Below are 24,689 nucleotides of genomic sequence, written 5' to 3' on the forward strand. Positions count from 1 at the left end.
TTGCCTTCCTAATGATGTTGTGTTTTTAATAAATGAAAGAAAAAGTGCGGTGCTTTATTTAATAATTTTCGCACCCTCTGGCGTGCCAATAATTACAGTATTTGCCGCATTTAACGCAAAAATACCGTTCGTCACCACACCCGCCACATTGTTTAATGTTTTCTCCATTTCTACTGGATTCAGGATTTTAAAATTATGGACATCTAAAATGACATTGCCATTATCTGTAATCACATTTTCACGCCATTCTGGTGAGCCACCTAAAGCGACCAATTTACGTGCCACTTGAGAACGTGCCATGGGAATCACTTCCACAGGCAAAGGAAAGGTTGAACCTAACACGTCAACTTGTTTTGAACTATCCACAATACAAATAAAATTCTTCGCCAATGATGCTACAATTTTTTCACGAGTTAACGCCGCACCACCGCCTTTAATCATCATTTTTTGTGGATTAATTTCATCCGCACCGTCCACATAAATATCTAAGCTCGATACATCATTGGCACTGAACACTTCAATGCCTTGCTGACGTAATAATTCTTCGGAGGCTTTTGATGCGGCTACGGCACCTTTAATTTGGTCAGCCATGCTGCCAAGTACATCAATAAAACAGTTCACCGTGGAACCGCTCCCCACGCCCACGATCATATCAGGTTTCACAAATTGCAAAGCTGCTTTCGCTGCTTGTTTTTTCAGTTCGAGTTGATCCATTTTTAATCCTTAGTTTTTGGTAAAACGATTGCTACACTTTAATACTAAAAAGCGAGATAGACAAGCTAATCATACAGGAAATTATTGCATAGCCAGTGATAAAACCATTCATATCAATCTGGCAAAAATAATTCCAATAATTCATTTAAAAACAACTTACCATGTTGGGTGATTTGCCAATGCTCGTAAGTTTCTTGTACATAACCTTGTTTAATCGCAAAATCTATCTGTTTTTGCACCGCACTTTGCGGTAGCCCTGTAAACTGCTCAAATTCTCTTTTCGGCACCGCCTCCAACAAGCGAAAACGATTCATGAAAAATTCAAAACCGCGGTCAATTTCGGGAACGTTTTTTTGTTCATATAAATATTCACCACGCATATAGCCTTTGGGGTGTTTGGTTTTACTGTAACGCAAGATTTCACCTGTGGTAAAACTCATTTTGCCATGGGCGCCACAACCAATCGCCAAATAATCACCGAAACGCCAATAATTTAAATTATGCTGACATTGGAAATCTGGTTTGGCATAGGCTGAGGTTTCATATTGTTGATAACCTGCTTCGGTCAATAATTGATGTCCTTGTTCAAAAATATCCCAAAGTTCGTCATCATCTGGCAAACGTGGTGGGCGATAGGCGAACATCGTATTGGGTTCAATGGTGAGCTGATACCAAGATAAATGCGGTGGATTTAAGGCAATCGCTTGGCGTAAATCATCTAAGGCTTGTGGCAAGGTCTGATTCGGCAAACCGTGCATTAAATCTAAATTAAAACTTTTTAACCCAGAATCTTTGGCAAATTGCACCGCGGTTTTGGCTTCGTCTGCATTGTGAATACGTCCTAACGCTTGTAATTTTTCATCGTTAAAACTTTGAATGCCCATTGAAATGCGTGTTACACCTGCTTTGACATAACCCTTAAAACGCTCTGCCTCGGCGGTGCCAGGGTTGGCCTCTAAGGTGATTTCAATAGCCGGTGAAAAGGGGATCTGTTGCTCAATCCCCTGTAATAATTGATGAATACTTTTCGCACAAAATAGGCTCGGTGTGCCACCACCAATAAAAATGGAATGTAAACAACGATCCTGCACGCTGTCTTTCAAACGTTCAAGATCTTGTTGTAAATCGGTTAACAGATGTTGTACATATTCCCTTTCTGGCATTTCGCTCTTTTGTGCATGGGAATTAAAATCACAATAAGGGCATTTTTGGACACACCAAGGAATATGTACATATAAACTTAATGGGGGTAAACAAAGTGCGGTCATTATTTTTGTAATTTCATTTTTAATACGGCTAAGGCTTTGGCTCGATGGGAGATTTTTTTCTTCTCAGCCGGATCTAATTCCGCAAAAGTACAATTTTTTTCTGGACTAAAAAATAAGCTGTCATAGCCAAAACCGTTTGATCCTTTTTCCACAAAATCAATTTGCCCGAAACATTCCCCCTCCGCAATAATCGGGCTTGGATCGGTTTCGTGTTGTAATAACACAATGCAACTGACGAATTTGGCTTGACGTTGTTCGGTGGGAACATCGGCTAATTTTTGTAATAATTTCTGACGATTTAACTTATCGGCCTGTTCACCGTCTACCCCCGCATAACGAGAAGAATATAAACCAGGTTCGCCATTTAAGGCAGCGACGACTAATCCGCTATCGTCCGCAATGGCGGGTAAACCCGATAATTTCGCCGCATAACGGGCTTTTAGTAAGGCATTTTCTACAAAAGTTAAGCCTGTTTCTTCGGGGCTTTCAATGCCCAATTCTGTTTGGGCGATCACCTCAAAACCGAAATCCGCCAAAACATCTGACATTTCCTTGACTTTGCCTTGATTACCGGTTGCCAGTACGACTTTTTGTTTCATTTTTTCTCCTCAACGCCATTGATGGCCATGAATTTGGTGCTTTTTTCGCTATTATAAAGATTTTTTCATCAAAGTGCGGTTATTTTTCGCAGAATTTTTGTTATAGTAGTAGCAAATTTGACAGTAGGAATTTTTATGGAAAAGATCATTATTGATGAAGACCAATTTATGCGTACCATTTCGCGTATTTCCCATGAAATCATCGAAAAACATGCCGATCTGAATGAATTAATTATCGTCGGGATTAAACGTCGTGGCGCTGAAATTGCCGAACTGATTAAACGTAAAATTCACGATTTAACCGAGCAAGAACTGCCTGCGTTTGATTTAGATATTACGTTCTATCGTGATGATTTAGAATATGCAGAACCGAGCCAAATTCCCGTCTATAAAGGATCATCCGATTATATTAACATTCAAAATAAAACGGTGATTTTGGTGGATGACGTGCTGTTCACTGGCCGTACTATTCGAGCCGCCTTGGATGCCTTAGTGGATTTTGGACGGGCTGCCAAAGTTGAATTAGTGATTTTAGTGGATCGTGGCCACCGTGAATTGCCAATTCGAGCGGATTATGTGGGTAAAAATGTGCCGACCAGCCGTCAGGAAAAAGTGCAAGTGCGTACCATGAAATTTGACAGTTGCTACAATGTGGCTTTGCTGTCAAAATAAGGATGGGAACTTTTTACCCAACCTATACTCTAACAGGTTGTATTTAATTAACTTTCATGAACGGATAACTATGAAATTTCATGCTTTAAAATCAATTTTCCTTGTTGCGATCAGTGTATTAGCGTTCTCAACCCATGCGCAAGCGGTTGAGCAAGTTGTCGCCACCGTGGATGGCAACCCTATTCTAGAAAGCCAAGTGAGACAAGCATTAGGCGGCAAAGCAAACAACGAAACCAACCGTAGCAAGGCCTTAGATAGCATTATTGATGATATCTTGGTGCAGAAAGCCATTAAAGAATCGGGTGTTAAAGTCAATCCCGCTCAAGTGGATCAAATTGTACAAAACATTGCGGCACAAAATGGTTTAACCTATGGCCAATTATTAGACGCACTAGATTACCAAGGCATGTCATTACAACAATTCCGTAATAATATTGCTAATCAGATTTTAATGTCGGAAGTGCGTAATCGTAGTATTGGGAAATATATTGATGTCAGCCGCGAAGAAGTGGAAGCCTTGAGCCACAAAATGTGGGAACAAGCCAAACAAAGTGGCAATGAAAAGGTCTTAACCACCACGCATTACAAAGTACGTCATATTTTATTGAAACTCAATCCGTTGTTAAATGATACACAAGCCAAAGCCAAATTAAGTCAAATTCGTGCCGATATCGTTGCGGGTAAAACCACCTTTGAGGCCGCCGCCAAAGATTATTCAAAAGATTATCTGTCTGGCGCCAATGGCGGTGATTTAGGGTTTGCGCCAGCCGATAATTATGTCCCAGAGTTTGCAAAACAAGTGACAACAGCGAAAAAAGGCACGATTACGACGCCATTTAAAACGGAATTTGGTTGGCATATTTTAGAAGTGACCGACAGCAAACAAGGTCAGGCGAGTGAAAATACATTCCACCAAAAAGCCTATGAAACTTTAGTCAATCAACAACTACAAGAAGAATCCAAAGACTGGGTAAAAGCCTTGCGTAAAGGGGCGAATATTCAATATCTTGTTAAATAAACCATTTGTCTGAGGTGGGCCATCGCCCACCTTTTTTATTTTACTGTCAATAATAGATAACTCATGAATTCAAAACGACATTTAGGCCATACCGCACGAAAACGCTTCGGGCAAAACTTTTTACATGATGACAATGTGATTCAAGGCATTGTTTCCGCCATTTATCCGCAAAAAGATCAATATCTGGTAGAAATTGGACCCGGCTTAGGGGCATTAACCGAACCTGTCGGTGAGCAAGTAGATCAGTTAACCGTCGTCGAATTAGACCGAGACCTCGCAGAACGCTTACGCCATCATCCTTTTTTACATCAAAAATTAAAGGTGATTGAAACCGATGCGATGCAATTTGATTTTGGCAAATTGTATGATGATGAAAAACTGGCGGAGAAAGGGCAAAAATTACGGGTATTTGGTAATTTACCCTACAATATCTCGACACCGTTAATGTTTCACCTATTCAAATTCCACGACAAAATCCAAGACATGCACTTTATGTTACAAAAAGAAGTGGTCAAACGCTTGTGTGCAGCCCCCAATAGCAAGGCTTATGGACGTCTGACGATTATGGCACAATATTTTTGCCAAGTGATGCCAGTATTAGAAGTGCCACCAACGGCATTCAAACCCGCACCGAAAGTGGATTCCGCAGTGGTACGGTTAATTCCCCATCATAATTTGCCACATCCAGTGAAAGATCTGTATTGGTTAAATCGTGTGACCAGTCAAGCCTTTAATCAACGCCGTAAAACCTTGCGTAATGCCTTATCAACGCTATTTTCTGCGGAAAATCTCACCGCACTTGGGGTGGATTTAAATGCGCGTGCAGAAAATTTGAGTATTGCGGATTATGCCAGATTAGCCAACTGGTTATATGATAATCCACCAGTGGAAGAAAAAATAGAAATTATTGATGAAATATAATCAATCCCCTCCCCCTTTGGGAGAGGGTTAGGGTGAGGGTCAATTTACACCCTCACCTCCCGAAAATCCGTTGGATTTTCTCCCTCCTCTCCCACTGGGAGAGGCAGTAAAGGAATAAAAAATGTCAACTTACCTTGTCGGCGACTTACACGGTTGCTATGATGAATTGCAACTTTTGTTGCAACAAGCTCAATTTGATGCCACGCAAGATGAACTTTATTTCACCGGTGATCTGGTTGCTCGTGGTGATAAATCCCTTGAATGTTTACGCTTTGCTAAATCTTTAGGACAACGTGGTCATACGGTATTAGGCAATCATGATTTACATTTACTTTCCACCGCACTGGGGATTAAAAAAGTCAAAGCTCGAGATAAAGTAGATGCCATCTTTGCTGCCCCTGATTTTGCTGAATTAATGGATTGGCTACGTCATCAACCCTTGTTTATTCACCATAAAAAATTGAATTTTACCCTCGTTCACGCAGGTATTTCGCCTGACTGGGATTTGAACACGGCTCAACAATGTGCTAAAGAAGTCGAAGCGGTTTTACAATCCGACCACTACGCTGATTTACTCAAACAAATGTATGATAGCAATCCTGATCGTTGGTCGTCTGAATTAACGGGTATTGATCGTTTACGTTACATTATTAATGTGTTTACCCGTATGCGTTTCTGCTATGCGGATCATCGTTTGGATTTTGATTGTAAAGTGCCGTTAGATCAAGCTCCAACCGAATTAATGGCATGGTATCAATGCGATAATCCATTATTCCAAACCGAAAATATTATTTTTGGACATTGGGCAAGCCTTGTGGACACACCGACACCGAGTAATATTTATGCCTTAGATACAGGTTGTGCATGGGGTAATCGAATGACGTTGTTACGTTGGGAAGATCAGCGGTATTTTGTGCAAGGGAGTTTGGGGAAGAAATAATCTCGGATAAAATATTGATATTATTTTGTGATCCAGCTCACAATTTCAATAAAAACTGATTGATTTTTAATTTACAAAGTAGAATATATAAACAAATGTTAAATAATTAACAGGTGTTTGTATGACGAAAGAACAACAGATTCTCGCTTTACTTAGCCAAAACCCTTTTTTACAACAAAATGAAATTGCAGAAACACTCGGGTTAACGCGTTCTAGTGTGGCAGGATACATTATGAATCTCACCAACAAGGGGAAAATTCGTGGGAAAGGTTATATTCTCGCGCCCAATAAACGCATTGTGACCCTTGGTGGAACCAATATGGATATTGCCGGAACAGCCGCTCTCACACTGCGTTTACATGATTCCAATCTAGGTAAGATTAAATGTAGTGCTGGCGGGGTGGCGCGGAATATTGCTCAAAATATTGCCATGCTTGGGCAAGAATCACATTTGATTTCTGTGGTAGGTGATGACCCCTATGGCGCAACCGTATTGGAAACCACACGCCTCGCGGGGGTGAAAGTGGAGCGCTGTTATCAACTAAGCGGAGAAACTACCTCAACTTATCTTTCTCTACACGATCATTCTGGTGAAATGGTGGTGGCGATCAATGATATGGGAATTTTAGACCGTTTAACACCGGCCTTATTATCCAGTCGACTGGAATTTATTCAGCATTCTGATGTGGTTGTACTCGACTGCAATTTATCCGAGAAAACCTTAGCTTGGATTTTTAATAATTGCAATCAACCTATTTTTGTTGATCCTGTTTCGACATTTAAAGCGAGCAAAATTAAATCCTATTTACATAAAATTCATACGCTAAAACCCAATCGTTTGGAAGCAGAAGTATTAAGTGGTATTAAAATTGAACAACCTAAAAATTTAAATGCGGTGGCGCATTGGTTCCATCAACACGGCTTACAACGCTTAGTGGTGAGCCTCGGCGCCGACGGCGTATTTTACAGTGAGAAAGAAGGCAATTCAGGCATGGTTCCCGCGTTTAAAACCAATATCATTAATGTCACTGGCGCGGGTGATGCCATGATGGCGGGACTTGCTTGTTGTTATTTAGACAATAAAGATTTTCCTGAATCTATTCACTACGCCCAAGCCTGTTCCTCACTAGCATTAAGTTCTGAATTTACTAACAATCCCAACCTATCAGATGATAGTGTTCAAAAATTATTGGAGACCCAACAATGAATAAATTTCTTGATATCGCCCCTGAAGTGGCCGACGCACTCGCACAAGGTAAACCTGTCGTTGCATTAGAATCCACCATTATTTCCCACGGCATGCCTTATCCGCAGAATGTCGAAACTGCATTAAAAGTGGAACAAGTCATTCGAGATAACGGGGCTATTCCAGCCACCATTGCGATTATTCATGGACGACTAAAAGCCGGATTAAGTCGCGATGAAATCGAAATTTTAGGCAAAGAAGGGCAAAACGTTGCCAAAGTCAGCCGTCGCGATTTACCCTTTATTGTCGCAGCCAAAAAACATGGTGCGACCACGGTGGCCGCGACCATGATTGTAGCTGCTCTAGCGGGCATTAAAGTCTTTGCCACCGGCGGTATCGGTGGCGTTCACCGTGGTGCGGAACATAGCTTTGATATTTCTGCCGATTTACAAGAATTGGCGCATACCAATGTAGCGGTAATTTGTGCTGGGGCAAAATCCATTTTGGATTTAGGCTTGACCACCGAATATTTAGAAACCTTTGGCGTGCCACTCATTGGCTATCAAACCCAACAATTACCCGCTTTTTACACCAGCCGCAGCAACTTTGAGGTCAGTATTAAATTGGATTCCCCTGAGCAAATTGCACAAGCTATGCAAGCTAAATGGGATCTCGGATTAAATGGCGGTTTAGTGATTGCCAACCCAATTCCAACGGAATTTGAAATGCCAGAAAATGTCATTAATGTCGCCATAGAACAAGCGCTGCAAGAATTGGAACAACAAGGTATTCACGGCAAACAAAGCACCCCATTCCTTCTTGCTCGAGTAGCGGAATTAACCGGTGGAGATAGTCTACATTCTAATATTAATTTAGTGCTCAATAATGCCAAACTGGCAAGCCATATTGCAAGGGAGTTTGCCACATTGCAATAAACAATACTTGAGATTGTGAACGCATGTATTGATTTGGCTGAACATGTCATACCATGAATAAAATCACTATGTTAACGTGGTGATTTTATTCTCCCTTCAAAAACTCCAATCCATTCCCCTAAATTTCTGCTAAAATACGCCAATATTTTCAATGGCGATTTTTCAACGGAGAATACATTATCGAAAATTGGCAACGGGGCTTTGTATTACACCGCCGAGCGTACAGTGAAACCAGTCTGTTAGTGGATTTATTCACCGAAGAAACAGGGCGGTTGACGGTGTTGGCAAAGGGGGCAAGACGGAAACAGTCGGCGTGGAAAGGCGTGTTACAGCCGTTTACGCCCTTGTTGTTGCGTTGGTCGGGGAAAGGCGAGTTGAAAACCTTAACCAAAGCCGAACCCGCTGCGATTGCTTTACCGTTGCAACAAACGGCGTTGTTTAGTGGCTTTTATGTGAATGAATTGCTGTGTCGAGTGCTGGAGCAGGAAACGCCTAATCCGTTGTTATTCCAGTATTATTTACAATGTTTAATGGCATTGGCTCAAGCGGAAAATGTCGAGCCTGCGTTACGCACCTTTGAATTTCAATTATTGCAAATTTTAGGTTATGGCGTGGATTTCGGGCATTGTGCAGGTTCAGGCTTACCCGTGGACAGCACAATGACCTATCAATATCGGGAAGAAAAAGGCTTTATTGCGTCCTTGATTAAAAACAACCAAACCTTTTACGGACGGGATTTGTTAGCCTTTGAGCAGTTGATTTTTGATGATCCCGACGTTTTAAAAGCCGCCAAACGCTTTACCCGAATGGCATTGAAACCCTATTTAGGCAATAAACCGCTGAAAAGTCGGGAATTATTTTCGCAACAGATTTTGTATTTGAACTAGTATGGCATTATTTTACACGCAACCCAAAACCCCAAAACCGCAAGAAAAAACACCGCACTTAACCCTTGATATTCAATCCTTGGATTATCAAGGCTTGGGCGTAGCGAAACAGCAGGGCAAGACGTGGTTTGTGGAAAATGCCTTGCCTGATGAAACCGTGCAAGTTCGAGTAGTCGAAGAAAAACGCCAATATGGACGAGCGGTGGCGACCAACATTTTGCGTGCCAATCCTGAACGCCAATCGCCACAATGTGCTGTGTATCAAGCCTGTGGGGGCTGTCAAAGTCAGCATATTCCGTTGGAAATGCAACGGCTTGCCAAACAGCAAGCGTTGTTTTCACGGCTGGCGAAATTACAGCCACAAGGTATTGAATTTATGCCAATGATCGTGGGCGAAGGTTGGCAATATCGTCGTCGGGTGCGGTTGAGTTTGAATGTGAATCCAAAAACGAAACAGCTGGAAATGGGCTTTCGGCAAAAAAGTGCGGTGCAAATTGTCAATGTTTTGCAATGTGATGTGTTGGAGCCAGCCTTAGATCGCTTGTTGCCAAAACTGCGAACCCTGTTAAATCAGTTTTCTCAACCCAAATTACTCGGGCATATTGAATTAACCGCCGCCGATAATGGCGTGGCAATGTTGTTACGACATCGCCAAAACTTAAGCGAAAAAGACCGCACTTTGTTGTTGGCGTTTGCGAAACAAGAGCAGTTAATGCTGTTTGTGCAAGATGATGAGCAAATTCAGCAGGTCTTTGGCGAACCGCCGTTTTATCGCTTGGGGGAATTGTCGCTCCAGTTTGATATTCGGGATTTTATTCAAATTAACCGAGCCTTAAATCAGCAAATGGTGGCAACGGCGTTGGATTGGTTGGCGCTGGAATCCAGCGATAATGTGTTAGATTTATTTTGTGGAATGGGCAATTTCACCTTGCCGATCAGCCAGTTAGTGCAGACTGTTGTTGGTGTGGAAGGTGTGGCGGAAATGGTGGCGAAAGCGCGTAAAAATGCGGAACAAAATGGCTGTCAGAATGTCCAATTTGAGCAAGGTAATTTGGATCAGCCGTTTTTAAATCAGCCTTGGGCGACGGTGCTGTTTAATAAAATTTTGCTCGATCCGCCCCGTAGCGGTGCGGCGTTTGCCATTGATGGGCTGTGTCAGTTGCAAGCGGAAAAAATACTCTATATTTCGTGCAATCCTGCCACCTTGGTACGAGATGCCGAAAAACTGTTGCAATCGGGCTACCGCTTGCGTAAAGTAGCGATGATTGATATGTTTCCCCACACAGGACATTTGGAAAGTATCTCGCTGTTTGAGAAAAAATAAGGAAAGATTATGGTTGCGGTGCGTGGTTCTCATTTATTAAATCCGAAGGATTTTAATATTCACCACTGGTGTGAAAATTTAGATTTGCCGGAGCAAATTGAACAGGATCTCACTAAGGCGTGGCAATACGCCCGAGCCAATGCGGAACAGCTTTTCTTAAATAGCCATTGGTATCTGCGTGATGGCGTGGAAATGGTGGAAATTCTGCACAGTTTGAATATGGATGGCGACACTTTGCTTGCTGCAATGTTATTCCCAGTGGTTCACGCCAAAATTGTTACGCTAGAGCAAGTCAAAGAAGATTTTGGTAGCAAAATCAGTAAATTAGTCAAAGGCGTGTTGGAGATGAACAACATCCGCCAACTCAACGCCAACCAATCCGATAATAATCTGCAAATTGACAATATCCGCCGTATGCTGCTGGCAATGGTGGACGATTTCCGCTGTGTGATCATCAAGTTAGCCGAGCGTATTACCTATTTGCGTGATGCGGATAAACGCTATTCCAAAGCGGAAAAAATCGCCGCTGCCAAAGAATGTAGCAATATTTATGCTCCCCTTGCCAATCGGTTGGGGATCGGGCAGTTGAAATGGGAATTGGAAGATTATTGTTTCCGCAATTTGCAAACGGAGCAATATCGGATTATCGCCCATAAACTGGGCGAACGCCGTTTAGATCGTGAGCAATACATTCAGGATTTTGTCACCCAGCTATCGGGCTATTTGCACGAAACCATTGATATGGTGGATGTGTACGGACGACCGAAGCATATTTACAGCATTTGGCGGAAAATGCAGAAAAAACATCTGGCGTTTGAAGGCCTGTACGACATTCGGGCGGTGCGGATTTTGGTGCAAAATTTGCAAGATTGTTACACCGCACTGGGCGTGGTGCATACCCATTATCGCCATTTGCCCGAACAGTTTGATGATTACATTGCCAATCCAAAACCGAATGGTTATCAGTCTATTCACACCGTGGTGTTAGGCGAAGGTGATAAACCCATTGAAGTGCAAATCCGCACCCATCAAATGCACAATGATGCGGAACTTGGCGTTGCGGCTCACTGGAAATACAAGGAAGGCACCACAGGATCGATGTCCGCCTACGAAGAAAAAATTTCGTGGTTACGCAAACTGTTAGCGTGGCAAGCGGATATTGTGGACAGCGGCGAAATGCTGGAAGAAATGCGGACGCAAGTGTTTGACGACCGTGTGTATGTGTTCACCCCAAAAGGCGAAGTGGTGGATTTGCCAATGGGTTCGACACCGTTGGATTTTGCCTACGCCATTCATAGTGATGTGGGACACCGCTGCATTGGAGCGAAAGTGGCTGGGCGGATTGTGCCGTTCACTTATCAATTGCAAATGGGCGATCAGCTGGAAATTATCACCCAGAAGAATCCCAATCCGAGCCGAGATTGGTTGAATCCAAACTCAGGCTTTACCCACACCGCCAAAGCCCGCTCCAAAATTATGGCGTGGTTTAAAAAACTCGATCGGGATAAAAATATTCCGTTGGGTAAAGAGATGTTAGAAGCGGAACTTAACCGCTTAAACATCACCCTAAAACAGGCAGAACAATATGCCTTGCCACGTTATAATTTGAAACAATTAGACGATTTATATAATGGTTTGGGCAATGGTGATATTAAATTGCACCAACTGATTAATTTCTTGCAAGGCAAATTGATTAAGCCAACAGCGGAGCAAGCTGACGAAGAAATCTTAAAACATGTTAGCCAAAAAAATAACCAAAAAAGTGCGGTCAATACTCAACAAAAATCCGAAGGTTATGTGGTGGTGAATGGTGTCGGTAATTTAATGCACCATATTGCACGCTGTTGCCAACCGATCCCAGGGGATGAAATTGTGGGTTATATCACGCAAGGGCGAGGCATTTCTATTCACCGTGCCGATTGTGAACAGCTGAAAAAGCTCCGTTTAGCCAATGAAGAACGGGTGATTGATACCAGTTGGGGCAAAGAATTAAAAGGCAGTTTCAGCATTAATATTCGGGTTATGGCAAGTGATCGCAACGGTTTACTGCGTGATATTACCACCGTGCTTGCCAATGATAAAATCAATGTCAGCGGCGTATCCACTCGCACCGACAAAAAACGCCAGCTTGCCACCCTTGATTTAGAATTAGAATTAAGTCACGTTGAAATGCTTAGCAAAGTGATTGCTCGCCTTGCACAGCTTGATGATGTGATTGATGTAAAACGTATTTAAAAGAGAAATTTCATGACCGACAAAACCACAGGATTCACCCATTTAATTAATTCCACTCGCTATTCCTTGCAAGGCTTAAAAAGTGCGGTGCAAAATGAAGCCGCTTTTCGCCACGAACTCTTTTTAGGCATTTTTATCGTGCCGTTGGCATTTTGGTTGGCAAAAGATAAAGTTGAACTGGCATTTATGCTGGGATCTTATTTGATTGTGTTGGTGGCAGAATTGCTCAACAGTGCGGTGGAATGTGCCATTGATCGCATTGGTACAGAACGCCACGAACTGTCAGGCAGAGCCAAAGATCAAGGATCGGCAGCGGTGTTTGTGGCGATTGTGAATTTTGTGGTGGTTTGGGCGGTGATGATTTTGGGGTGATATCCATAAACTCGCTTAATTGCCAGAAAGTAGATGAACTAAAATGAATACAAAAAAATATCAACTCAAAAAACTATTGGATTTACTCAACAGTAAACGCCCTTTTAACGAGATTACGGCGAAATCCATACAAGATCATTTTGACCTAAAATATAACCAGCAATCCAATGCGATTGAAGGCAACTCACTCACGTTGAGCGAAACCAAAATATTGTTGGAAAACGGCATAACGGCTAAAGGTAAACCCTTTAAAGATCATTTGGATATTATCAATCATCAGCAAGCCATTTTTTATTTGCAGGATGTTGTGCGAGAAAAACTGCCCCTGTCGGAAAAAATTATTAGGGAATTTCATTATCTGCTGTTAAAAGGCAGTGAAAATGAACGCTATGCCGGAGTTTACCGCACGATACCGGTCATGATTTCAGGGGCTGAACATATTCCGCCACAGCCGTATCTATTGCCGAGCAAAATGGCAGATTTAGTGTCGGACTACCAAAAAAATCTCGCCGTAACAGACGATAACATTGCTTTAATTGCCAAATTACACGCCGATTTTGTTGCTATTCACCCTTTCGTGGATGGCAATGGGCGAACTGGGCGATTGTTAATGAATTTTGAGTTGATGAAAAACGGCTATCCGTTGGCGATTATTCCTTTTGACTCTCGAGATGATTATTATCAGGCCTTGGCACAAGCCGATAACGGTGATTATTTGGCGATTGAGCAGTTAATAAAATCCGCTGTCATGTCATCTATTATTGAAATGCTAAATGTGGTTTTTCCAGACTGGCAAGCACAATATTAAACATGATAACCTGTCCGGTAGAGCCGTAAAACATCGTTTTTTAATGTGATGTTTTACGGTACAAATAAAAATATTATCCAACCTTAATTTTCTTGTATTTGATGTTTTAACGCCCCATAAAAAATCATTGTCACCAGAAAATAAAAAATGGTGCCTGAATTATGGGCAAAGAAACCTTGGCTTAAACCATAGAAGATCACTGAAATAATATGAATGGTGCCCAAAAGTGCGGTTAATTTTATCGTCGCATGTTGTGAGGCAGTGTGTTTCCAAAAGTAACGTAATGGAATCAATAAAATCCCCAACAAGGCGAGTAATCCTAAAATACCACGTTTAGAAAGATCATCTAAATATTGATTATGGGCGTGAGTAAAATGACCAACGATAGGGTTCACTAATTTTTGTTTGGCTTGTTCTTTACGCTGTTGGTTACTGCCCTCAGCTCCCCAACCTAATAGTGGTTTTTCTTTCGCCATTAACACCGCACTTTTCCACATATCAAATCTCGCACCTAGCGAAGTGCTAGTATTATTTTTATCCATATAAACGGTAATATCATGTTCCATTTGTTGAATACGTTGGGTGATTCTGGTTTGTGGGATCATCACAGCGACGGCAATTAACAGCACTAAAATAGTAGAAACTATGCCAATCACTTTTTTAGATACCTGTTTACGATAAACCCAAAAGATCACCGCAAGAATAACAGGCACGCCAACCCAACCACCACGAGCGGTAGAAAGTAAACTGGCTAAAATACCGCATAATGAGGCGATAAAGCAAAGTGCGGTCAATTTTGTGTGTTTTTTATAAGCAAAATATAAGGCAATAGCAAAGCTAAACATGCCTAATGACATGGCCATATCCCCCGCTTGGATCTGCATTTGGTACTGAAATGCTCTCACATAATGCAACACAAAACGATGCGTCAATGCCACAATGCCAGCAAGGGTGGCACCGATTGGAATACAAGTTAATAATACGCTTAATTTTGGTGGATATTTGATAAATAATAAAATCAACGGTAACACCAATAAGGCTCGGCTTGGGTTATCCAGTTCGCTCATTTTGCCACCATTAACCAAGAGTGATAGCAAAAAGACCAGCACATAAAACACGAAACTGACGGTTATCCATTTATCTTGTGTTATGAAATTTGCTTTTTGTTTTTTTACCACATGATAAATAGCAAAAATAATGCCTATTGCCACTAATAAGGCAAACCCGATATTATGCGAGCCTTTAAACAGTAAAACCGTCAGAAAAAATAGCCCAACACTTGCATTGGTTAACGTCAGTATTTTATTCTGCTTAATAAAATCCAGTGATAAATTCATTTATTCCTTTTCCCCTAAAATCACCATAAAAAAACCGCACTTCGCTCAATAATTAGCAAAAGTGCGGTGATATTTTAGCGTATTTTACGTAATTATAATACGTTTACACAATTTAAATCTTCGAAAGATTGTTCTAAGCGTTTAGACATAGATTCTTCCATTTTACGTAACCAAACACGTGGGTCGTAGAATTTTTTGTTTGGTGAATCTGGACCTTCTGGGTTACCTAATTGACCTTGAAGATAGGCTTCATTAGCTTTGTAGAATTGAAGAATACCATTCCAAGATGCCCATTGTGTATCAGTGTCAATGTTCATTTTGATGGCACCATAACCGATCGCTTCACGGATTTCTTCACGGCTTGAACCGCTACCGCCGTGGAAGACGAAGTCGATTGGTTTTTTCGCTAGATTACGTTCTTTTTCAACGAAATCTTGTGACGCACCTAAAATAGATGGTTTTAATTTCACGTTACCTGGTTTGTAAACCCCATGTACGTTACCGAATGCCGCTGCAACAGTGAAACGTGGGCTGATTGGGTGAAGACTGTCATACACGAAAAGTACTTCGCTTGGTTGAGTGTATAAACGTGATTCATCCACATCGCTGTTATCCACGCCATCTTCTTCACCACCAGTGATACCGATTTCGATTTCAAGGGTCATGCCTAATTTATCCATACGAGCTAAGTATTTTTTGCAGATTTCCATATTTTCTGCAATTGGCTCTTCAGATAAATCGATCATGTGAGATGAGAATAATGGTTTGCCTGTTTCAGCAAAGTGTTTTTCACCTGCATCTAATAAACCGTCAATCCATGGTAATAATTTTTTCGCTGCGTGGTCAGTATGAAGAATCACTGGCACACCGTATTCAACAGCTAAACTATGTACATGTTTTGCACCCGCAATGGCACCTAATACATCTGGACGTGTGCCTGAAGTTGGTTTGATACCTTTACCGGCATAGAATGCTGCACCGCCGTTTGAGAATTGGATAATTACTGGCGATTTCACACGTGCAGCGGTTTCTAATACCGCATTTACACTGTCAGAACCCACGCAGTTTACCGCAGGAATTGCAAAGTTATGTGCTTTTGCATAAGTGAATACTTTTTGAACGTCATCACCAGTTACAACGCCTGGTTTTACAATGTCTAATAATGCCATTTTGTTTTTTCCTTATTTAGATTTGAATTTTTTACCCTCACCCTAGCCCTCTCCCAAAGGGGAGAGGGGACGAGATCGGAAGTTTAAAAATTTCTCATTTTTTCACCGCACTTTTCCCCTCTCCCTTTGGGAGAGGGGCAGGGGTGAGGGTTTAAATTAATTAACCGTTCGCACGTTTTTCTAAAATTTCTACCGCAGGTAACACTTTGCCTTCTACGAATTCTAAGAACGCACCGCCACCAGTTGAGATGTAAGAAATTTTATCTTTAATACCGAATAAATCAATAGCCGCTAATGTATCGCCACCGCCTGCAATAGAGAATGCACCGTTTGCAGTAGCCTCAGCAATCGCATTTGAAATTACTTCAGTCCCTTTACGGAAGTTAGGGAATTCAAACACGCCTACTGGACCGTTCCAAAGAATCGTTTTTGATGCTTTGATGATCGCTGCTAATTCTTCTGCTGTTTTGTCACCAATATCGAAGATAGATTCATCTGCTTGAACCGCATCTACTGATTTTTCAGTGGCTGGAGCCGTTTCAGAGAATTCAGTACCCACACGCACATCCACTGGCACAGGGATTTTGGTTTGTTTAGCTAAACGTTGAGCTTCAGGAATTAAATCTTCTTCGTAAAGCGATTTACCCACGGCTTTGCCTTCGGCAGCAATAAAGGTATTAGCGATACCGCCACCCACAATAATTTGGTCAGCGATTTTTGAAAGGCTGTCTAACACGGTTAATTTTGTCGATACTTTTGAACCCCCCACAATGGCTAACATTGGGCGTTGTGGTTCTTTTAAGGCTTTGCCTAAGGCATCTAATTCTGCCGCTAATAATGGGCCAGCACAAGCCACTGGGGCATATTCTGCCACGCCATAGGTTGAGGCTTGGGCACGGTGAGCGGTACCGAAAGCGTCCATCACGAATACATCACAAAGTGCGGCGTATTTTTTGCCTAATTCAGGATCGTTTTTCTTCTCACCTTTGTTAATACGCACGTTTTCTAATACCACGACTTCGTTTGCATTCACTTCAACGCCGTCTAAGTAATCACGCACTAAACGTACAGGCACATCTAATGCTTTGTTTAAGTAATCTACGACGGGTTGCAATGAAGAGGCTTCATCAAATTCGCCCTCGGTTGGACGACCTAAGTGAGAAGTCACCATGACTTTCGCCCCTTTTTCTAAGGCGAGTTTTAAGGTTGGAATGGTGGCACGAATACGTGCATCCGATGTCACCTTGCCGTCTTTGACTGGCACATTAAGATCGGCACGGATAAAAAGACGTTTACCGGCTAAATCAAGGTCTGTCATTTTGATTACTGACATAATATTTCCTCTTTATGTTAAAAATAATAAAACTGTACATCCGCCCTATTATAGCGAGATCTGAATGCTATTGTAACTGCTTTAGATCAAATTATTGTCAGTTATTTGCAATCTATCACTTGCCAATTTAAATCATAACAAATAAATAATTCCGCACGACTTGCCCCTAAATAGGCATTTTTTAACGCTGGATTATGTTGTTTCATCCAACGGAACAGCTCTTTTTTGCTTAATTGTTGCGTCGGTAAGGTTAAACTGCGGTATAAATCTTGCTGTTTTTTAAAATATTGTTCGGCAGAATCAAAAGCACAGGCACCGTGTTTTTCCCATTCGCCTTGCAGTAAATTCGGGCTAGGGCTATCGCTTAAATAGTTTTGAATGATCGCATAATCTACTGCCGGCAAATCCCCTTTGCAAAATCTTGGGTGATCACTGGTACTGCGTGCGTGAGCATTTTGTGGCCATAAGCCATGAATCACCCAGCCATATTGTTGTTGCGTACCACATTGCAGTTGAGCCGATTGGGGCAGATGGTTGCCATATTTTTCTTGCTGACTGTCACAAAAAGCCGGTGACCAAGATAAAGCGAGCATGTAATAATCGGTTTTTGCATTTTTATTCGGACCAATTGCGTCATGACGCATAATAAAATCGTAGTCCGTTTGCACCGCACTTTGATGATGATTGGTTGAATTCTGGTTGCTTGAACGTTGTTTTTGGGTTTGTTGAATGGATGTGTTTGGTGTTGATGATTTGTTGTGTTCACTTTTAAACCAATCCATGGCAAAATAAATCACCAAACCGATCAAGATAACGCCTAATTGAAGAAGTTGTTTCTGCTGTTTTTGTTTCATTTTTAACCTTTAAATTTATATAAAAATTGGCTATAATCGCCCACTTTTAAACTTACGAGAATGTTATGGCGTTACTCATCACTGATAAATGCACGAATTGCGATATGTGTCTGCCGGAATGTCCGAATGATGCGATCTCTATTGGTGATGATATTTACGAAATCGATCCCAATCTTTGCACCGAATGTGTCGGACATTATGACACCCCAACGTGCCAAAAAGTTTGCCCAATCACGAAATGTATTATTCTCGATCCTGAGCATCTGGAAACCCAAGAAGAGCTTTGGGAGCGTTTTGTGTTAATTCATCATGCGGATAAATTGTAACCTATCGAGCCACCCATTTGGCTAACAACACCCCTGTTGCTACTGCGACATTTAAGCCCGATTTTAGTGGATTTGCCAAACTCAAATTCACTTGTGTATCCTCTTTTGTCGCCCAACCGTTCGCTAACACAAACACGACTTTATCTTGTAACTTCAGGCTATTCACGCTTTGAGCCTGTTTTTCTTGGCTAATATGTACCACTTGATAACCAACTTGACGTAATTGTTGCAAAGCGGCTTCACCGTCATGAGCTTGTAAAATATGCACATATTCTAAACCGCCCTCGGCCACACGTGCGGTATTGGCATTGAGCAACATATCGGGTTGACTGGTTACAATCCCTTTCACGCCATAGAATGCACAGGTTCGCAAAATGCCACCGAGATTTTGTGGATTATTCGCCACACCGTCTAACATCAATAAACAATCGGCTTTACGTGGCAAATCCACATAACCGCTCAAAGTAAAGGTGCGAGGTTTCTTCACCAACATACAAATGCCACCGTGATGTTCTGAACCACTGACTAATTCTAATTCATCACGATCCACAATGTGATAGACTTTTTTATTGCTGGCCAAATAACTGAGCATCTCCCCGATTTTATGGGACATTTCCACCGTTGCCCAGACACGGACAATGGTTTCTGGGCGTTGAGTGAACAAACTTAAACAAGCATTTTCTCCGAAGATCTTCATTTCTTCGGCTCGGTTTTTCTTGATTTTTTCAGGGGCTCTTGGTGACAACGCACCTGTTTTCTTCTCTCTCGGTTTGTCACTTACGCCAGTGGATTTCACCATCACTTTCACGCCACCTAACGTAGTTTCGGTAATTTGTGGCTCTAACACAGGTTGACGATAGGTCGGGCGTGTTGTACGAGCTGAACGGCGATCTGAATGTTCAGCAAACTCCCTGTTTTCATGTCGTGATGGACTTTTGTTCGCAAAGTGCGGTTTATTTTTGGCAAATTTATCATGTCGCTCACGTCTATCAGCACGATCGTCAAATTGACGTTCTTGTTTAAAGGCCGGTTTGAAACGTTTTTCATTGGACGCTGTCGAAAAAGTAGGTTGACTGAAAGAGGAAGATTTAGATTTGTTCATAATGTGGTCACTAATAAAGTAAGATTGTGGCTATTATAGCAAAAAAATGCTTTTTTCTACCCTATTCTCTGATAAATATTGTAAACTAACTCAATGAAACGGAATAAAACGAAGAAATATTATGTTTATTAATCGACGAAATAGAGCTAAACAGCATTTGGCACAACTCAATTATGTGCCACAACAAGCGGATAATATTGAATTTATTTCAGGGCCCAAGGCGTTTAAGCAAGCGATTATTGACTTAATCCGAACGGCCAAAACTCGCATTTATTTCACCGCACTTTACTGGCAATTAGATGAGGCCGGTGAAGAAATTTTAGCCGAAATTTACCAAGCCAAAGCCAAAAATCCGCATTTAGACGTGAAAATCTTTGTGGATTGGCATCGAGCGCAACGCAATTTAATTGGTGCCGAAAAAGGTAAAACCAATGCGGATTGGTATGCAGAACAGCGTGCGTTGCATCAAAATGATCCGATGTTTTTTGGGGTGCCAATTAATAATCGTGAAGTCTTTGGGGTATTACATATTAAAGGCTTTGTATTTGATGACCGCATTTTATACAGCGGTGCCAGCATTAATAATGTGTATTTATATCAACAAGATAAATATCGTTACGACCGTTATCAAAAAATCACCAATGCACTCTTAGCTGACAGCTTAGTGCAATTTATGCAAACCTATTTAACCGCACCCGATGCGGTTTTCCCATTGGACGATAAACAACGCCCAACCACCAAAGAAATTAAGCATCACATTAAATCTTTCCGTCGTCACTTAATGACGCAAGGGGCTTATCAGGTAAAAGGTGCGGAGCCATTACCCGATGAATTGTGTATCACGCCTTTATTTGGCTTAGGTGCCAGAGATAATTTACTTAACCGAACCATCCAAGATTTATTTGTATTAGTGGAAGAAAAATTAACCATTTGTACGCCTTATTTTAACTTTCCACGCACTTTACAAATTAAAATTCGTGACCTATTAAATGACGGTAAGCAAGTGGAAATTATTGTGGGGGATAAAACCGCCAACGATTTTTATATTCCGCCATCTGAGCCCTTTAAAATGGCCGGAGGTTTGCCTTATTTATATGAAAAAAATCTCCGTTCGTTTTGTAAAAAATTTGAACATGAAATGAATAACGGCCACCTAACCGTTCGTCTTTGGAAAGATCAAGATCATAGTTATCATCTCAAAGGCATTTGGGTGGATCATCAATATATGTTATTGACTGGCAATAATTTAAATCCTCGAGCATGGCGACTTGATGCGGAAAATGGTTTATTTATTTCCGATCCAAAACAACAATTACAACCGAAAATACAACAAGAATTAAGTGAAATTCGTCAATATACGCATATTGTGAAACATTATTCAGAACTGGATACGCTGGAACAATATCCTGCACCGGTTCAACGCTTGTTAAAACGTTTTTCTCGCATTAAAGCCGATAAATTAATTAAGATGATTTTATAGTTTGACGATAATATGAATAACCGTTTAAGAATAGCCACAAGACAAAGCCCATTGGCGTTATGGCAAGCCAATTATGTAAAAGATCGCTTGCAAGCCTTGTATCCAGATTTAACCATTGAACTGGTTAAAATGGTGACGAAAGGGGATGTCATTTTAGATACGCCACTAGCAAAAATTGGCGGAAAAGGCTTGTTTGTCAAAGAATTAGAACAGGCCTTATTAAATGGCGAGGCGGATATTGCGGTGCATTCTATGAAAGATGTTCCCATGCAATTTCCGACTGGTTTAGGGTTAAGCGTGATTTGCCAACGAGAAGATCCACGTGATGCTTTTGTGTCTAATCACTATCCGAATTTAGCGGCGTTGCCAGCTGGGGCTGTTGTCGGTACCTCTAGTTTACGCCGTCAATGTCAGCTTAAAAATTTACGTCCCGATTTACACATTCAGTCGCTACGTGGCAATGTGGGGACCAGATTAAGCAAGTTAGACAATGGCGATTATGATGCGATTATTTTGGCCTCTGCGGGGTTAATTCGTTTGGGTTTACAACAACGTATTACGGCCTATTTGGATATTAATTGTTCACTTCCTGCAGCGGGACAAGGAGCGGTGGGTATTGAATGTCGCCTTGATGATCAACAGGTTCAACAATGGTTAGCCCCTTTGGCCGATCCGGAAACCACCGCTTGTGTATTAGCCGAACGGGCAATGAATACCCACTTACAAGGCGGTTGCCAAGTGCCGATTGCTGGGTTTGCGGTGATAGAAAACCATGAAATTTATTTGCAGGCGTTAGTGGGTGCTTTAGACGGTTCAAAAATTATTCGGGCAAGCGGCAAAACTGCGGTGCAAAATGCCGAGGTTTTAGGCGTGCAGATTGCCGAACAGCTTTTAGCCCAAGGGGCAGACAAGATTTTAGCTGAAATCTATCAGGATTAATGGTTATGGCGGTGTTAATTACTCGACCAGATGAGGCTGGCAAACAGTTAGCGGAGAAATTGAATAAAGCGGGAATCGCCAATATTCATTTGCCTTTTTTTTCCTTGTCCGCTGGCCGAGAGTTAAATGAATTACCCAACCGAATCAGCCAATTAAATGCGGGAGATTATATTTTCTGCGTGTCGAAAAGTGCGGTGAAATTTGCCACAGAAACCTTGCAAGCCACGGGGTTTCACTGGCGTGAAGATTTACTGTATTTTGCCGTGGGACAAGGCACCGCAGAATATTTTGCGAGCCAAGCAGAAAGGGCGGTACACTATCCTTTTCAGCAAGAAAACAGCGAGGGCGTGTTAAGTTTAACAGCCATGCAGACATTGGCGGACAAAAATATCTTGATATTGCGAGGCAATGGCGGACGGGAATATTTTGCCGAGCAAGCAAAATTACGTGGTGCCACGATTAATGTGGTAGAATGTTATCAACGTTTGCCAATTCAGTATCAGGCCGAGGCGCAAATTGACTTATGGAAACGAGCTGGCGTGCAATCTGTGATCGTCACCAGTACGGAAATTTTGCATTCTTTGGTTGACTTTGTGCCAGTGAGAGACCAAACTTGGTTAAAAAGTTGTCAACTTGTCACCATCAGTCGCCGTATTGCGAATTTAGCCATTGCTGTGGGTTGGCAACCCGAGAAGATTATTATTTCACCCAAAGCAGATAATGCCAGTTTGGTGGAAACCCTAACGTTATTAACAGCTTAATTTTAGAGAGAGAGTGGGTATGAGCAATAAAAAAGCAAATCAATCTGATGCGGTTGAAACACAAACTATTGTAGAAAAAGAGGTTGAAAACGTGAAACAAGCATTCACTGAAAAAGCAGATAAAAAAGCCAAGGTTGAGCCGGTGTTAAATAGCACGCAAGCCGACGCTAACAACGCTCAAACAAGTAAAAAAGACGAGAAACAAAGCGTGACAGCTGAGCCAACAACATCCGAGCCAGCCAAAAGCGAACCCGTGAAAACCGAAACGGTGGTGGTCAAAAAAGGCGGTTCAGCTATGGGTTTACTCGCCTTATTGGTTGCTTTAGGCCTAGGCGGTGCGGGTTATTATTTTGGTCAACTTGAAGTGGATAAAATTAACCAAAAAGTCACCGCACTTGAGCAAAAAATCTCAGGTGATGTAGTCACGACCGCCAATAATCGTCCCTCTCTCGCTGAAATGCCAAATTTTGAGCAAGAACGTGCTCAACTGGAAAACGTTCTCGCCAGTTTAAAAGCCAACGATCAAAAATTGGCGAGCCTTGAACAAAGTCTGTCTGACAAAGACAACGCCTATTCTGCGTTAAAAGACCAAGTGAATAAATTGGCCAATAACAGTAATGCTCAACCGAGTGAATGGTTACTCAGTGAGGCGGATTTCTTACTCACCAATGCGTTACGTAAATTATTGTTAGATAACGATATTGATACCAGTATTGCGCTGTTAAAAGTGGCCGATGAAGTGTTGACCAAAGTGGACGATCCGCAAGTTAAACCGATTCGCACGGCCATTAATCAAGACTTAAAACAATTACTGTCCGTTAATAGCGTGGATCAAAATACCATCATGCAACGTTTATCACAACTGGCCAATAATGTGGACGAGTTGGTGGTGGCCAATGTTAACTTTGGCGATGAGCAAAACCAAGACAGCAAAATCTCCGACGATGTGAATGACTGGGAGAAAAACATTGAGAAGAGTGCGACCTCGTTCTTGAATCACTTTATTCGTATCACCCCACGGGCTGAAAATACCACGCAAGCCTTGCTTGCCCCGAATCAAGATATTTATTTACGTGAAAACATTCGCTTGCGTTTACAAATTGCCATTTTAGCCGTACCACGTCAACAAAATGAGCTTTATAAACAATCACTTGAAACAGTAGCAGCGTGGATTCGTAGCTATTTTGATACCCATTCCGAAACCGCCACGACGTTCTTAAAATCCCTAGATGAATTGGCGGATCAATCTATTTATGTCGAAGTACCAAATCAGTTAAGCAGTTTAACGGCATTGGATAAATTACTCAATAAAACCCCTCCAGAGGTGCAAAAAATTGAGATTTCTGCTGATAAAGCCTTAACAGAGTCAAATCAAGTGGCGGTAGAAGAAATGAAATCGGCAGAACAAAATACGCCACAAGAACCAGAAAAAGCGGCTGAAGCGTCCAGTGAAACACCGACAAATACGGATGAGAAACCCGCCAATACGGAACAACAATAAGGAGCAAT

General features: G+C 41.7%; 24 protein-coding genes. 16 read left to right on the plus strand and 8 right to left on the minus strand.

Annotated elements, in window-relative coordinates; genetic code table 11:
- Nucleotides 1-54 precede the first annotated feature (54 nt).
- From rpiA to rdgB, 3 genes are all read right to left on the minus strand, one after another.
- Nucleotides 55-714, minus strand: coding sequence for a ribose-5-phosphate isomerase RpiA (gene rpiA, locus ACTG7X_RS09230; RefSeq protein ID WP_439258184.1), 660 nt, complete (start codon nucleotides 712-714; stop codon nucleotides 55-57).
- 113 nt (nucleotides 715-827) lie between these two features.
- Nucleotides 828-1,982 carry a radical SAM family heme chaperone HemW gene (gene hemW / locus ACTG7X_RS09235; RefSeq protein ID WP_439258185.1) on the minus strand — a complete coding sequence of 385 codons (1,155 nt, stop codon included), beginning with the start codon at nucleotides 1,980-1,982 and terminating at the stop codon, nucleotides 828-830.
- Complete coding sequence (gene rdgB / locus ACTG7X_RS09240) at nucleotides 1,982-2,581, minus strand: RdgB/HAM1 family non-canonical purine NTP pyrophosphatase (protein ID WP_439258186.1); 600 nt, start codon at nucleotides 2,579-2,581, stop codon at nucleotides 1,982-1,984. Before rdgB ends, hemW begins: the two co-directional genes overlap by 1 nt.
- Nucleotides 2,582-2,716: 135 nt before the next feature.
- Between rdgB and pyrR the strand changes: the two genes are divergently transcribed.
- The 11 genes from pyrR (at nucleotide 2,717) to ACTG7X_RS09295 (ending at nucleotide 13,879) form a co-directional block, all read left to right on the plus strand.
- Nucleotides 2,717-3,253, plus strand: coding sequence for a bifunctional pyr operon transcriptional regulator/uracil phosphoribosyltransferase PyrR (gene pyrR / locus ACTG7X_RS09245; RefSeq protein ID WP_439258187.1), 537 nt, complete (start codon nucleotides 2,717-2,719; stop codon nucleotides 3,251-3,253).
- 70 nt (nucleotides 3,254-3,323) lie between these two features.
- Nucleotides 3,324-4,271 carry a peptidylprolyl isomerase gene (locus ACTG7X_RS09250; protein ID WP_439258188.1) on the plus strand — a complete coding sequence of 316 codons (948 nt, stop codon included), beginning with the start codon at nucleotides 3,324-3,326 and terminating at the stop codon, nucleotides 4,269-4,271.
- 63 nt (nucleotides 4,272-4,334) lie between these two features.
- Nucleotides 4,335-5,192, plus strand: coding sequence for a 16S rRNA (adenine(1518)-N(6)/adenine(1519)-N(6))-dimethyltransferase RsmA (gene rsmA, locus ACTG7X_RS09255; protein ID WP_439258189.1), 858 nt, complete (start codon nucleotides 4,335-4,337; stop codon nucleotides 5,190-5,192).
- Between the two features lie 121 nt (nucleotides 5,193-5,313).
- Nucleotides 5,314-6,132: a bis(5'-nucleosyl)-tetraphosphatase (symmetrical) ApaH gene (gene apaH / locus ACTG7X_RS09260; RefSeq protein ID WP_439258190.1), complete on the plus strand. Its 819-nt coding sequence runs from the start codon at nucleotides 5,314-5,316 to the stop codon at nucleotides 6,130-6,132.
- A gap of 121 nt (nucleotides 6,133-6,253) precedes the next feature.
- Entirely contained in the window at nucleotides 6,254-7,339 is a 1,086-nt protein-coding gene (locus ACTG7X_RS09265; RefSeq protein WP_439258191.1) for a PfkB family carbohydrate kinase, read from the plus strand.
- Entirely contained in the window at nucleotides 7,336-8,253 is a 918-nt protein-coding gene (locus ACTG7X_RS09270) for a pseudouridine-5'-phosphate glycosidase (RefSeq protein WP_439258192.1), read from the plus strand. Before ACTG7X_RS09265 ends, ACTG7X_RS09270 begins: the two co-directional genes overlap by 4 nt.
- Before the next feature lie 176 nt (nucleotides 8,254-8,429).
- On the plus strand, nucleotides 8,430-9,140 hold the full coding sequence (gene recO, locus ACTG7X_RS09275; protein WP_439258215.1) for a DNA repair protein RecO: 711 nt from the start codon (nucleotides 8,430-8,432) through the stop codon (nucleotides 9,138-9,140).
- Nucleotide 9,141: 1 nt separating this feature from the next.
- Nucleotides 9,142-10,464, plus strand: coding sequence for a 23S rRNA (uracil(1939)-C(5))-methyltransferase RlmD (gene rlmD, locus ACTG7X_RS09280; protein WP_439258193.1), 1,323 nt, complete (start codon nucleotides 9,142-9,144; stop codon nucleotides 10,462-10,464).
- A gap of 9 nt (nucleotides 10,465-10,473) precedes the next feature.
- Nucleotides 10,474-12,699 carry a GTP diphosphokinase gene (gene relA / locus ACTG7X_RS09285; protein WP_439258194.1) on the plus strand — a complete coding sequence of 742 codons (2,226 nt, stop codon included), beginning with the start codon at nucleotides 10,474-10,476 and terminating at the stop codon, nucleotides 12,697-12,699.
- Between the two features lie 12 nt (nucleotides 12,700-12,711).
- Complete coding sequence (locus tag ACTG7X_RS09290; protein WP_439258195.1) at nucleotides 12,712-13,071, plus strand: diacylglycerol kinase; 360 nt, start codon at nucleotides 12,712-12,714, stop codon at nucleotides 13,069-13,071.
- 43 nt (nucleotides 13,072-13,114) lie between these two features.
- Complete coding sequence (locus ACTG7X_RS09295; RefSeq protein WP_439258196.1) at nucleotides 13,115-13,879, plus strand: Fic family protein; 765 nt, start codon at nucleotides 13,115-13,117, stop codon at nucleotides 13,877-13,879.
- Between the two features lie 83 nt (nucleotides 13,880-13,962).
- Here the strand turns inward: ACTG7X_RS09295 and ACTG7X_RS09300 are convergent, their stop codons facing one another.
- The 4 genes from ACTG7X_RS09300 to ACTG7X_RS09315 form a co-directional block, all read right to left on the minus strand.
- A complete protein-coding gene (locus ACTG7X_RS09300; RefSeq protein ID WP_439258197.1) occupies nucleotides 13,963-15,216 on the minus strand; it encodes an O-antigen ligase family protein in 1,254 nt (417 codons plus the stop codon).
- A 92-nt stretch (nucleotides 15,217-15,308) separates the two neighbouring features.
- Nucleotides 15,309-16,385, minus strand: a complete 1,077-nt coding sequence (fbaA, locus tag ACTG7X_RS09305; RefSeq protein WP_439258198.1) for a class II fructose-bisphosphate aldolase — start codon at nucleotides 16,383-16,385, stop codon at nucleotides 15,309-15,311.
- A gap of 160 nt (nucleotides 16,386-16,545) precedes the next feature.
- Nucleotides 16,546-17,718: a phosphoglycerate kinase gene (locus ACTG7X_RS09310; RefSeq protein ID WP_439258199.1), complete on the minus strand. Its 1,173-nt coding sequence runs from the start codon at nucleotides 17,716-17,718 to the stop codon at nucleotides 16,546-16,548.
- Nucleotides 17,719-17,819: 101 nt separating this feature from the next.
- On the minus strand, nucleotides 17,820-18,572 hold the full coding sequence (locus tag ACTG7X_RS09315; RefSeq protein WP_439258200.1) for a ribonuclease T2 family protein: 753 nt from the start codon (nucleotides 18,570-18,572) through the stop codon (nucleotides 17,820-17,822).
- Nucleotides 18,573-18,637: 65 nt separating this feature from the next.
- On the opposite strand from ACTG7X_RS09315, the gene ACTG7X_RS09320 reads away from it, so the two are divergent.
- Nucleotides 18,638-18,898, plus strand: a complete 261-nt coding sequence (locus ACTG7X_RS09320) for a YfhL family 4Fe-4S dicluster ferredoxin (RefSeq protein WP_439240090.1) — start codon at nucleotides 18,638-18,640, stop codon at nucleotides 18,896-18,898.
- Nucleotide 18,899: 1 nt separating this feature from the next.
- Here ACTG7X_RS09320 and ACTG7X_RS09325 read toward each other — a convergent pair whose 3' ends face one another.
- Nucleotides 18,900-20,000: a TrmH family RNA methyltransferase gene (locus ACTG7X_RS09325; protein WP_439258201.1), complete on the minus strand. Its 1,101-nt coding sequence runs from the start codon at nucleotides 19,998-20,000 to the stop codon at nucleotides 18,900-18,902.
- A 121-nt stretch (nucleotides 20,001-20,121) separates the two neighbouring features.
- Here ACTG7X_RS09325 and pssA point away from each other — a divergent pair, with 121 nt between their 5' ends.
- From pssA to ACTG7X_RS09345, 4 genes are read left to right on the plus strand one after another with little or no spacing between them, the layout of a single operon-like run.
- On the plus strand, nucleotides 20,122-21,480 hold the full coding sequence (pssA, locus tag ACTG7X_RS09330; protein ID WP_439258202.1) for a CDP-diacylglycerol--serine O-phosphatidyltransferase: 1,359 nt from the start codon (nucleotides 20,122-20,124) through the stop codon (nucleotides 21,478-21,480).
- 12 nt (nucleotides 21,481-21,492) lie between these two features.
- Nucleotides 21,493-22,419: a hydroxymethylbilane synthase gene (hemC, locus tag ACTG7X_RS09335; RefSeq protein WP_439258203.1), complete on the plus strand. Its 927-nt coding sequence runs from the start codon at nucleotides 21,493-21,495 to the stop codon at nucleotides 22,417-22,419.
- Nucleotides 22,420-22,424: 5 nt separating this feature from the next.
- On the plus strand, nucleotides 22,425-23,180 hold the full coding sequence (locus tag ACTG7X_RS09340) for a uroporphyrinogen-III synthase (protein ID WP_439258204.1): 756 nt from the start codon (nucleotides 22,425-22,427) through the stop codon (nucleotides 23,178-23,180).
- A gap of 19 nt (nucleotides 23,181-23,199) precedes the next feature.
- Nucleotides 23,200-24,681 (plus strand): uroporphyrinogen-III C-methyltransferase, encoded by a 1,482-nt coding sequence (locus tag ACTG7X_RS09345; protein ID WP_439258205.1) that lies wholly within the window; start codon nucleotides 23,200-23,202, stop codon nucleotides 24,679-24,681.
- Nucleotides 24,682-24,689 lie beyond the last annotated feature (8 nt).

It is taken from the genome of Lonepinella sp. BR2271, assembly GCF_051851515.1.
GTDB lineage: Bacteria > Pseudomonadota > Gammaproteobacteria > Enterobacterales > Pasteurellaceae > Lonepinella.

Coding starts and splice junctions, on each gene's coding strand:
- rpiA (WP_439258184.1), bottom strand. CDS start 714: ATGGATCAACTCGAACTGAAAAAACAAGCAGCGAAAGCAGCTTTGCAA.
- ACTG7X_RS09315 (WP_439258200.1), bottom strand. CDS start 18,572: ATGAAACAAAAACAGCAGAAACAACTTCTTCAATTAGGCGTTATCTTG.
- rsmA (WP_439258189.1), top strand. CDS start 4,335: ATGAATTCAAAACGACATTTAGGCCATACCGCACGAAAACGCTTCGGG.
- relA (WP_439258194.1), top strand. CDS start 10,474: ATGGTTGCGGTGCGTGGTTCTCATTTATTAAATCCGAAGGATTTTAAT.
- ACTG7X_RS09345 (WP_439258205.1), top strand. CDS start 23,200: ATGAGCAATAAAAAAGCAAATCAATCTGATGCGGTTGAAACACAAACT.
- ACTG7X_RS09270 (WP_439258192.1), top strand. CDS start 7,336: ATGAATAAATTTCTTGATATCGCCCCTGAAGTGGCCGACGCACTCGCA.
- rdgB (WP_439258186.1), bottom strand. CDS start 2,581: ATGAAACAAAAAGTCGTACTGGCAACCGGTAATCAAGGCAAAGTCAAG.
- ACTG7X_RS09300 (WP_439258197.1), bottom strand. CDS start 15,216: ATGAATTTATCACTGGATTTTATTAAGCAGAATAAAATACTGACGTTA.
- ACTG7X_RS09310 (WP_439258199.1), bottom strand. CDS start 17,718: ATGTCAGTAATCAAAATGACAGACCTTGATTTAGCCGGTAAACGTCTT.
- ACTG7X_RS09250 (WP_439258188.1), top strand. CDS start 3,324: ATGAAATTTCATGCTTTAAAATCAATTTTCCTTGTTGCGATCAGTGTA.
- apaH (WP_439258190.1), top strand. CDS start 5,314: ATGTCAACTTACCTTGTCGGCGACTTACACGGTTGCTATGATGAATTG.
- hemC (WP_439258203.1), top strand. CDS start 21,493: ATGAATAACCGTTTAAGAATAGCCACAAGACAAAGCCCATTGGCGTTA.
- hemW (WP_439258185.1), bottom strand. CDS start 1,982: ATGACCGCACTTTGTTTACCCCCATTAAGTTTATATGTACATATTCCT.
- ACTG7X_RS09325 (WP_439258201.1), bottom strand. CDS start 20,000: ATGAACAAATCTAAATCTTCCTCTTTCAGTCAACCTACTTTTTCGACA.
- ACTG7X_RS09340 (WP_439258204.1), top strand. CDS start 22,425: ATGGCGGTGTTAATTACTCGACCAGATGAGGCTGGCAAACAGTTAGCG.
- pyrR (WP_439258187.1), top strand. CDS start 2,717: ATGGAAAAGATCATTATTGATGAAGACCAATTTATGCGTACCATTTCG.
- pssA (WP_439258202.1), top strand. CDS start 20,122: ATGTTTATTAATCGACGAAATAGAGCTAAACAGCATTTGGCACAACTC.
- ACTG7X_RS09320 (WP_439240090.1), top strand. CDS start 18,638: ATGGCGTTACTCATCACTGATAAATGCACGAATTGCGATATGTGTCTG.
- fbaA (WP_439258198.1), bottom strand. CDS start 16,385: ATGGCATTATTAGACATTGTAAAACCAGGCGTTGTAACTGGTGATGAC.
- ACTG7X_RS09290 (WP_439258195.1), top strand. CDS start 12,712: ATGACCGACAAAACCACAGGATTCACCCATTTAATTAATTCCACTCGC.
- ACTG7X_RS09265 (WP_439258191.1), top strand. CDS start 6,254: ATGACGAAAGAACAACAGATTCTCGCTTTACTTAGCCAAAACCCTTTT.
- ACTG7X_RS09295 (WP_439258196.1), top strand. CDS start 13,115: ATGAATACAAAAAAATATCAACTCAAAAAACTATTGGATTTACTCAAC.
- rlmD (WP_439258193.1), top strand. CDS start 9,142: ATGGCATTATTTTACACGCAACCCAAAACCCCAAAACCGCAAGAAAAA.